The organism is Cellulomonas sp. P5_C6 (genome assembly GCF_054049635.1).
Genome location: NZ_JBFULZ010000206.1, coordinates 1 through 7,001, shown reverse-complemented (window position 1 = coordinate 7,001; position 7,001 = coordinate 1). Strand labels below are relative to the sequence as shown.

At 74.1% G+C, this 7,001-nt stretch carries 7 protein-coding genes and 1 pseudogene; 2 read left to right on the top strand and 6 right to left on the bottom strand.

Annotated elements, in window-relative coordinates; translation table 11 throughout:
• From ACXJKG_RS17895 to sigE, 3 genes and pseudogenes are all read right to left on the bottom strand, one after another.
• Window positions 1-346, bottom strand: a pseudogene (locus tag ACXJKG_RS17895) (M23 family peptidase); the annotation flags it as partial.
• The gene (locus ACXJKG_RS17890; protein ID WP_456847092.1) at window positions 343-1,347 is read right to left on the bottom strand and encodes a zf-HC2 domain-containing protein; all 1,005 of its coding nucleotides are present in this window, start codon (window positions 1,345-1,347) and stop codon (window positions 343-345) included. The pseudogene ACXJKG_RS17895 and the gene ACXJKG_RS17890, both read right to left, overlap by 4 nt.
• Window positions 1,344-1,925: an RNA polymerase sigma factor SigE gene (gene sigE, locus ACXJKG_RS17885; protein WP_456847094.1), complete on the bottom strand. Its 582-nt coding sequence runs from the start codon at window positions 1,923-1,925 to the stop codon at window positions 1,344-1,346. Before sigE ends, ACXJKG_RS17890 begins: the two co-directional genes overlap by 4 nt.
• Window positions 1,926-2,126: 201 nt before the next feature.
• Between sigE and ACXJKG_RS17880 the strand changes: the two genes are divergently transcribed.
• Window positions 2,127-2,759 carry an O-methyltransferase gene (locus ACXJKG_RS17880; protein WP_456847093.1) on the top strand — a complete coding sequence of 211 codons (633 nt, stop codon included), beginning with the start codon at window positions 2,127-2,129 and terminating at the stop codon, window positions 2,757-2,759.
• A gap of 30 nt (window positions 2,760-2,789) precedes the next feature.
• Here ACXJKG_RS17880 and ACXJKG_RS17875 read toward each other — a convergent pair whose 3' ends face one another.
• Window positions 2,790-3,629, bottom strand: a complete 840-nt coding sequence (locus tag ACXJKG_RS17875; protein ID WP_456847091.1) for an SDR family oxidoreductase — start codon at window positions 3,627-3,629, stop codon at window positions 2,790-2,792.
• Between the two features lie 149 nt (window positions 3,630-3,778).
• On the opposite strand from ACXJKG_RS17875, the gene ACXJKG_RS17870 reads away from it, so the two are divergent.
• Window positions 3,779-4,666 (top strand): helix-turn-helix domain-containing protein, encoded by an 888-nt coding sequence (locus tag ACXJKG_RS17870; protein WP_456847090.1) that lies wholly within the window; start codon window positions 3,779-3,781, stop codon window positions 4,664-4,666.
• 9 nt (window positions 4,667-4,675) lie between these two features.
• Here ACXJKG_RS17870 and ACXJKG_RS17865 read toward each other — a convergent pair whose 3' ends face one another.
• Both ACXJKG_RS17865 and ACXJKG_RS17860 read right to left on the bottom strand, forming a co-directional pair.
• On the bottom strand, window positions 4,676-5,848 hold the full coding sequence (locus tag ACXJKG_RS17865) for an epoxide hydrolase family protein (RefSeq protein ID WP_456847089.1): 1,173 nt from the start codon (window positions 5,846-5,848) through the stop codon (window positions 4,676-4,678).
• 49 nt (window positions 5,849-5,897) lie between these two features.
• The coding region (locus ACXJKG_RS17860; protein ID WP_456847088.1) for a leucyl aminopeptidase family protein at window positions 5,898-7,001 on the bottom strand (1,104 nt) is incomplete at its 5' end.

Sequence of the window (7,001 nt, the reverse complement as noted above, 5' to 3'; positions counted from 1 at the left end):
GGTCGGCCGGCACGGGCGTCGCGCCGGGGACTACCGCGACCGGTGCGGCGGCGGGCGTCGGCTCCTGCTGCGCCCAGACCGGCCACACGGGCCCCKGTGCGGGTGCGCCCGGGTCGACCGGTGGCGTCATGGCGTCCTGGGCCGGCGGTCCGGGGACTGGCTCGGCAGGAGCGGCGGCCGTCGGCTCGGCAGCCGGTCCGGCCGGAGGCTCGGTCGGCGCCTCAGGCGTCGGCGGCAGCTCGCGGCGGCCGGACGGAGAGGCGAACGGACTCGTCGGACCCGCGTCGGACGGACGGTCGGGAGCGGGTACCGCAGCCGGCTGCGCGTCGTCGTCGGGGGTCGTCATGGCCGTTCGAGCGCTCCTGTCACGGTGTCCCAGCCCCGCGTGATCCGCGCAGGCACGCCGTCGTCGAAGGCGCCGCCCGGAAAGGCTCCCACAAGTGTCGCGGCGTCGTCGGACGACTGCGAGCCGACCACCTGGACCACCGTCGAGTCGGCCTGCCACACGACGTGCCACGGCTCGTACGACAGGACGTAGACCTCGCGACCGCCCACCTCGCCGGTCGGCGCGCCCGCGAGCGCGGTCGTGTCGAGGCGGCCCTGCTGCTCGGTCACCACGAGAGAGGTGCCGTCGGGGCCGAGCACGTCGACCTCGAGCACGGTGGAGTCGTCGCCGGCCCAGCGGACCGCCGTCACGGACCAGCCCTGCGGCAGCTGCTGGGGGAAGGACCACTCGTGCGCGCGCAGCCACGACGTGGTCCCGGTGCCGGTGCTGCTCTGCGCGGAGCCGTCCGTCACGACGGGCCAGGCGGTCGTGTCGATCGACCCCGCCTGCGTCGCCGGGTCGGCCGTGACGGCCTGACCGAGCAGGCCGAGGTCGACGCCGGGGTGCACCGTGGGGACGACGTCGGGGCGCTCGCCGAGCACGAAGAGCATCGCGGCGACCGCACCGAGGCCCGCCATCGAGCCGGCCGCGATCCGCACCGACGAGCGTCGCTGCCCGACGTCACCGCGCAGCGACGATCCGGACCGCCAGCCGCGGGAGCCCAGGCCCCCGCTGGCGACGCCGTAGGACGCGAGCTCGTCGCGGGACTGCCGGGCCGGCGGCGCGAACGGGTCCCCGGCGAACGGCTCGGCGCTCCCCGCCAGCGAGAGGAGCCGGGCCGTGAGGTCGGCCGTCGGCGCGACCTCGTCGGCGGACGCCAGCGCCCGGCGGGCCGCGCGGGACGCAGCGAGCTCGGCGGAGCACCCGGGGCAGACGGCGACGTGAGCGAGGGCGCGCTCGGTGTCCGCCACCGAGAGCTGCCCGTCGACCAGTGCGCTGATCCGCGACCCGAGGTGGCTCATCCGAGGACCGTCAGCGGGGAGTCGTCGGCGGAGGTACCGGCGAGGGCGCCGGGAGCGCGATGCTCCAACGAGACGCGCAGCCGGGCACGGGCACGGTGGATGCGGGAGCGGACGGTGCCCAGCTTGATGCCGAGCGTCACCGCGATCTCCTCGTAGGAGAGGCCCTCGATGTCGCAGAGGACGACGGCGGCCCGGTACTCGGGCGGCAGGTCGTCGAGGGCCTTCTGGATGTCGAGGTCCAGGTTGCCGTGCTCGAACGCGCGCTCCGGGGCGCTCAGCTGGTCGCCGGAGGCGTAGCGCTCGGCGTCCTCGCCCATGGCGTCCATGCGGATGCGCTGGCGGCGCCGGGCCTGGTCGAGGAAGAGGTTGGTGGTGATCCGGTGCAGCCAGCCCTCGAACGTGCCGGGCGTGTACGAGTGCAGCGACCGGAACACGCGGACGAACGTCTCCTGCGTGAGGTCCTCGGCGTCGTACTTGTTGCCGGTGAGGCGGTACGCGAGCCGGTAGACCCGAGCGGAGTGGTCCCGGACGATCTCCTCCCATGACGGTGCCTGCCAGGCGGCGGGCTGCGTGGTCATGGGGTCGGTCTCCTCGGTACGTGCCATCAGTGCTCCAGTGTCCCAGGTGGAACTGTGAGCCTCGAACCGTAGGAACGCGTCCAGCGGGCGAGAAGTTCCGCCGTCAGCGGAGCCGACCGCCTCCCGCGTCCATCGCGACCCCGCGACTACGCTGGCGGACGACCGTTGCAGCACCCCGTCATCCCGCCCCAGGAGGCAGCCATCTCCACCGACAAGGCCCAGAGCTGGGTCTACTGCGAGGAGTTCCTGCCGGAGGACGACATCCTGCTGCGGGCCCGCGAACGAGCCGCCCAGCTCGGCTGCACCCCCGTCCTGCCCGGCTCCGGCGCCGCACTGAGCGTCCTCGCGGCGGCCGTCGCGGCCCGCGCGGTCGTCGAGATCGGCACCGGCGCCGGCGTCGGCTCCCTCTACCTGCTGCGCGGCATGCCCGCCGACGGCGTGCTGACCACCATCGACCTCGAGGTCGAGCACCAGCGCGCCGCCAAGGAGGCGTTCGTCGAGGAGGGCGTCAAGCCCACCCGCACGCGCACCATCTCGGGCCGCGCCCTCGACGTCGTCCCCCGCCTCACGGACGGCGGCTACGACCTGGTGTTCGTCGACGCCGACAAGGAGAGCTACCCCGGCTACGTCGAGCAGGCGGTGCGCCTGCTCCGCCCCGGCGGCGTCCTCGCCGTCGACAACGCCCTCTGGCACGACCGGGTCGCCGACCCCGCCCGCCGCGACGAGACCACGACCACCATCCGCGAGGTCGGCCGCATCGTCCGGGCCGACGACCGCCTGCTGCCCGCCCTCCTGCCCACGGGCGACGGCCTGCTGGTCGCGGTCAAGCGCTGAGGCCTGCGGCCGCCCGGGAGGCGTCCGACGTCAGCTGCTGAACGCCAGGGACGCTGACAGGTCCCGGTGTGCGTCGATCTGACCCTGGACGGTCGTGAGGTTGGCCTCGACCCCGGCCATCGCGTCGGCGCCCGCGACGAAGCGCAGCGGCAGCTCGCCGGAGTCGGACAGCGTGACCAACGCCTGGGCCAGCCGGGCCGGGTCGCCGCCCTGCTGACCGTTCATGGCCTGCCACGCCGCGATCGTCGACGTGGTGCGCTCGGCGTAGTCCTCGATGTCCAGCTCGGGCCAGATCGTCGACGCGCCCTCGACCAGCAGCTCGGTGCGGAAGAACCCGGGCTCGACGGCCATCGTCGAGATCCCGTACGGGGCGACGTCGAACCGCAGGGACTCCATCCACCCCTCGAGCGCGAACTTCGACGCGGCATAGGCGGCGCAGAACTCCTGACCGACCAGGCCCGCGGTCGAGGTGATCGTGATGACCTGGCCGGAGCGCTGAGCCCGCAGGACCGGCAGGACCGCTCGGGTGACGTTGAGCGGCCCGAAGAAGTTGGTCTCCATCTGCGCGCGGAGCTGCTCGGGGCTGATGTTCTCGAAGTAGCCGGCGTAGAAGTTGCCGGCGTTGTTCACCAGCACGTCGATGCTGCCGAACCGGCCGAGCGCTGCCGCCACCGCCGCCTCGGCCGCAGCCGGGTCCGTGATGTCCAGCGCGACGGCGAGCAGGTTGTCGTGCGGGCCGATCGCGCTCTCCACCTGCTTCGGATCCCGACCCGTCGCCACCACCGCGTGCCCTGCGGCCAGGGCCGCCCGCGCGATGTCCACGCCCAGCCCACGACCTGCACCGGTCACCATCCAGACCTGCTCGCTCATGCTCGTGCCTCTCGATCTCGACTCGGGTCCGCCGCCCCGGGGCGGCACGTTTGCCATGCAACCCGTCGGGCGGCGGGCGGAGAAGTCACTGCGGGAAGGTGTACCGGCAGCCCACCCCACGCTCCTCGACCGAGATCTACCGTGGCGGCGTGGACAACCGCGACGAGGTCAAGGACTTCCTGAGCACCCGCCGGGCCCGGCTCACCCCCGAGCGCGCCGGCCTGACCGCGTTCAGCACCAATCGGCGAGTCCCTGGTCTCAAGCGGAGCGAGGTGGCCGACCTTGCCGGGGTCAGCGTCGAGTACTACGCCCAGCTCGAGCGTGGCAACCTCGCCGGCGTCTCCGACAGCGTGCTGGACTCCCTCGCCCGCGCCCTGCAGCTCGACGAGGCCGAACGGACCCACCTGGCCGACCTCGCCCGCGAGGCCGGCCCCGGCACCCGACAGCGCCGCACGCGGGCATCCGGCCAGGTCCGGCCGGGCGTGCAGCGCCTGCTCGACCTGATGGGCGAGACCGTGCCGGTCATCGTCAACAACGGCCGCCTCGACCTGGTCGGAGCGAACGCGCTGGGCCGCGCGCTGTTCGCACCGGTCTCCGCAACGCCGCGACCGCCCGGCAGCCCCGCGAACCACGCGCGGTTCACGTTCCTGGACGACCGCGCCCGCGACTTCTGGATCGACTGGGAGCGCGCCGCCGACGACACCGTCTCCCAGCTGCGCACCGAGGCCGGGCGCGACCCCTACGACCGCTCGCTCACCGACCTCGTCGGCGAGCTCAGCACCCGGAGCCCGGGGTTCCGGACCCGTTGGGCCGCCCACGACGTCCGCCTGCACCGAACCGGCCGGAAGCACGTCCGGCACCCCGTCGTCGGGGAGCTGCACCTGGACTTCGAGGTGCTGGACCTCCCGGCCGATCCCGGACTGTCGATGATCACCTTCACCAGTCCCGCGGGATCACCTGACGAGGACGCCCTGCGCGTGCTCGCGAGCTGGGCGGCAACGGCCGGCGAGTCGGCACCAGGGGCCCGGCAGGCGTAGGCGCACTCGTCAGCGAGTGGCCCCGCGGTACGGCCGGAAGAAGTCGCGCAGCTCCTGGGCGTAGAGCTCGGGCTCCTCGAACGGCGCGAAGTGCCCGCCGCGCGGCGGCTCGGTCACGCGCTGGGCGTTCGTCGTGCGGTCGAGCCACGCCCGCGGCGGACGCAGGACGTCGCCGGCAAACAGCGAGAAGCCGGACGGCACCTCGACGCGTCGGGCCAGCTGAGCGCGCGGGATCAGGCTGTTGGCGCGGTACATCCGCACCGACGAGGCGATCGTGCCCGTGAGCCAGTAGATCGTGATGTTCGTGAGGATCTCGTCCTTGGTGAAGCTGCGCTCGACGTCGCCGGCGCAGTCGCTCCAGGCACGCAGCTTCTCGACGATCCACGAGGCGAGCCCGGCCGGCGAGTCGGTCAGACCGACGGCCAGCGTCTGCGGCTTCGTGCGGTGGATCGCGCCGTACGCGCCCTCGGCGACGCCCCAGGCCGCGGCGTCGTCGAGCCACGCGCGCTCCTCGGGGGCGAGCTCCGCCGGGTCGCCGCCGAACACCGGGACACCGGCGTCCGTGCGGTGCACCCCGACGACCCGGTCGGGATGGTCGAGCGCGAGGTAGCGGCTGACGTGGCTGCCCATGTCGCCGCCCGCCGCCCCGAACCGCTCGTAGCCGAGCACGCTCATGAGCTGCGCCCACAGCCCCGCGACGGCGACCGTGTCGAGCGGCGGACCCGTCGGGCGGTCGGAGTAGCCGTAGCCCGGCATGTCCGGCACGACCACGTCAAACGCGTCGGCAGGGTCGGCGCCGTGCGCTCCGGGGTCAGTCAGGAGCGGGACCACCTTGGTGTAGCGCCAAAACGAGTCGGGCCAGCCGTGGCTCAGCACGATCGGGAGCACGGGACCGGTCGGCGCGACCGCTCGGGCGTGCACGTAGTGGATCCCGAGCCCGCGGAGCCCGACCCGGAAGTGCGGCAGCCGGGCCAGCTCGGCCTCCTGCGCCGACCAGTCGAACCCGTCCGCCCAGTAGGCCACGAGCCCGCGGAGGTAGTCGACGTCCGTCCCGATCGACCACCCGGCGTCCTCGGGCGCGTCCGGCCAGCGGGTCGCACGCAGCCGGGCACGCAGGTCCTCGATCGCCCCGGCGGCGGTCTGCAGGCGGAAGGGCTCGGGGCGGGGCAGCGCGTCCGGCATGAGTCTCACCCTAGGAGCGGACGTGCCGCGGGTCACCTGCGGACCTGCGTCAGCGCAGCTCGTCCAGGTAGCGCAGCAGCAGCCGGGCGCCGAAGCCGGTCGCACCCTCGGTGACCTCGTGCTTGTCCGCGGTCGCGCGGGCCGGGCCCGCGATGTCGAGGTGGGCCCACCGGCGTGACCCGACGAAGTGCCGCAGGAACAGCGCCGCGGTGATCGACCCGCCGCCGATGTGCTTGTCCACGGGCACGTGCCGCAGGTCCGCGACGTCGGAGCGCACGGCCTCCTCGTACTCCTCGACCAGCGGCATCTGCCACGCCAGCTCGCCCGAGGCGTCCGCGGCCGCGAGCAGCGCGGAGACCAGGTCGTCGTCGGCGGAGTAGAGGGCCGCGTGCTGCTTGCCCAGGCCCAGGGTGGCGGCGCCGGTCAGCGTGGCGACGTCGATGAGCACGTCGGGGTCGAGGGTGGCGTCCGCCCAGGCCAGCGCGTCGGCCAGGACCAGGCGGCCCTCGGCGTCGGTGTTGGCGATCTCGACGGTGGTGCCGCCCCACATCGTCAGCACGTCGCCGGGCCGGTACGAGGCGCCCCCGAAGTGGTTCTCGGCGAGCGGGAGAACCGCGGTGACGCGGTGGGCGACGCCCGCGGCGGCCGCGCCGAGCACGGTGGCCAGCGCGACGGCGGCACCGGTCATGTCCGTCTTCATGGGCACCATGCCCTCGCGCGGCTTGATCGAGATGCCGCCCGTGTCGAACGTGATGCCTTTGCCGACGACGACGACGTGCTTGCCGCCGGCGGTCGAGGGTGTGTACGAGACGGTGACGAGGCGGGGGGTCGACGCCGATCCGGCGCCGACGGCGAGGATGCCGCCGAACCCCTCGGCCGCGAGCTCGCGGGTGCCGCGGACGGTGACCTCGAGGCCGGCCTTCGTCGCCAGGCGCTTGGCCTGGTCCGCGAGCCACGCCGGCGTCTTCGTGCTGGACGGCGTGGTGGCCAGGTCCCGGACCAGCCACGTCGCCGTGGCAGCCGTGCGGCCCTCGGTGACGGCGGCCGCCGCGCGGGTGCCGTCGCGGCCGAGCAGCACGAGCCCGGCGGCGTCCGTCGGCCGCAACGGCTCGGCGGCGCTGGGCGGGACGTACGCGGCGAGCAGGTAGCCCTC

Excerpts from the sequence above, each read along its gene's own strand:
- ACXJKG_RS17875 (WP_456847091.1), bottom strand. The coding sequence starts at position 3,629 with ATGAGCGAGCAGGTCTGGATGGTGACCGGTGCAGGTCGTGGGCTGGGC.
- sigE (WP_456847094.1), bottom strand. The coding sequence starts at position 1,925 with ATGACCACGCAGCCCGCCGCCTGGCAGGCACCGTCATGGGAGGAGATC.
- ACXJKG_RS17890 (WP_456847092.1), bottom strand. The coding sequence starts at position 1,347 with ATGAGCCACCTCGGGTCGCGGATCAGCGCACTGGTCGACGGGCAGCTC.
- ACXJKG_RS17865 (WP_456847089.1), bottom strand. The coding sequence starts at position 5,848 with ATGCCGGACGCGCTGCCCCGCCCCGAGCCCTTCCGCCTGCAGACCGCC.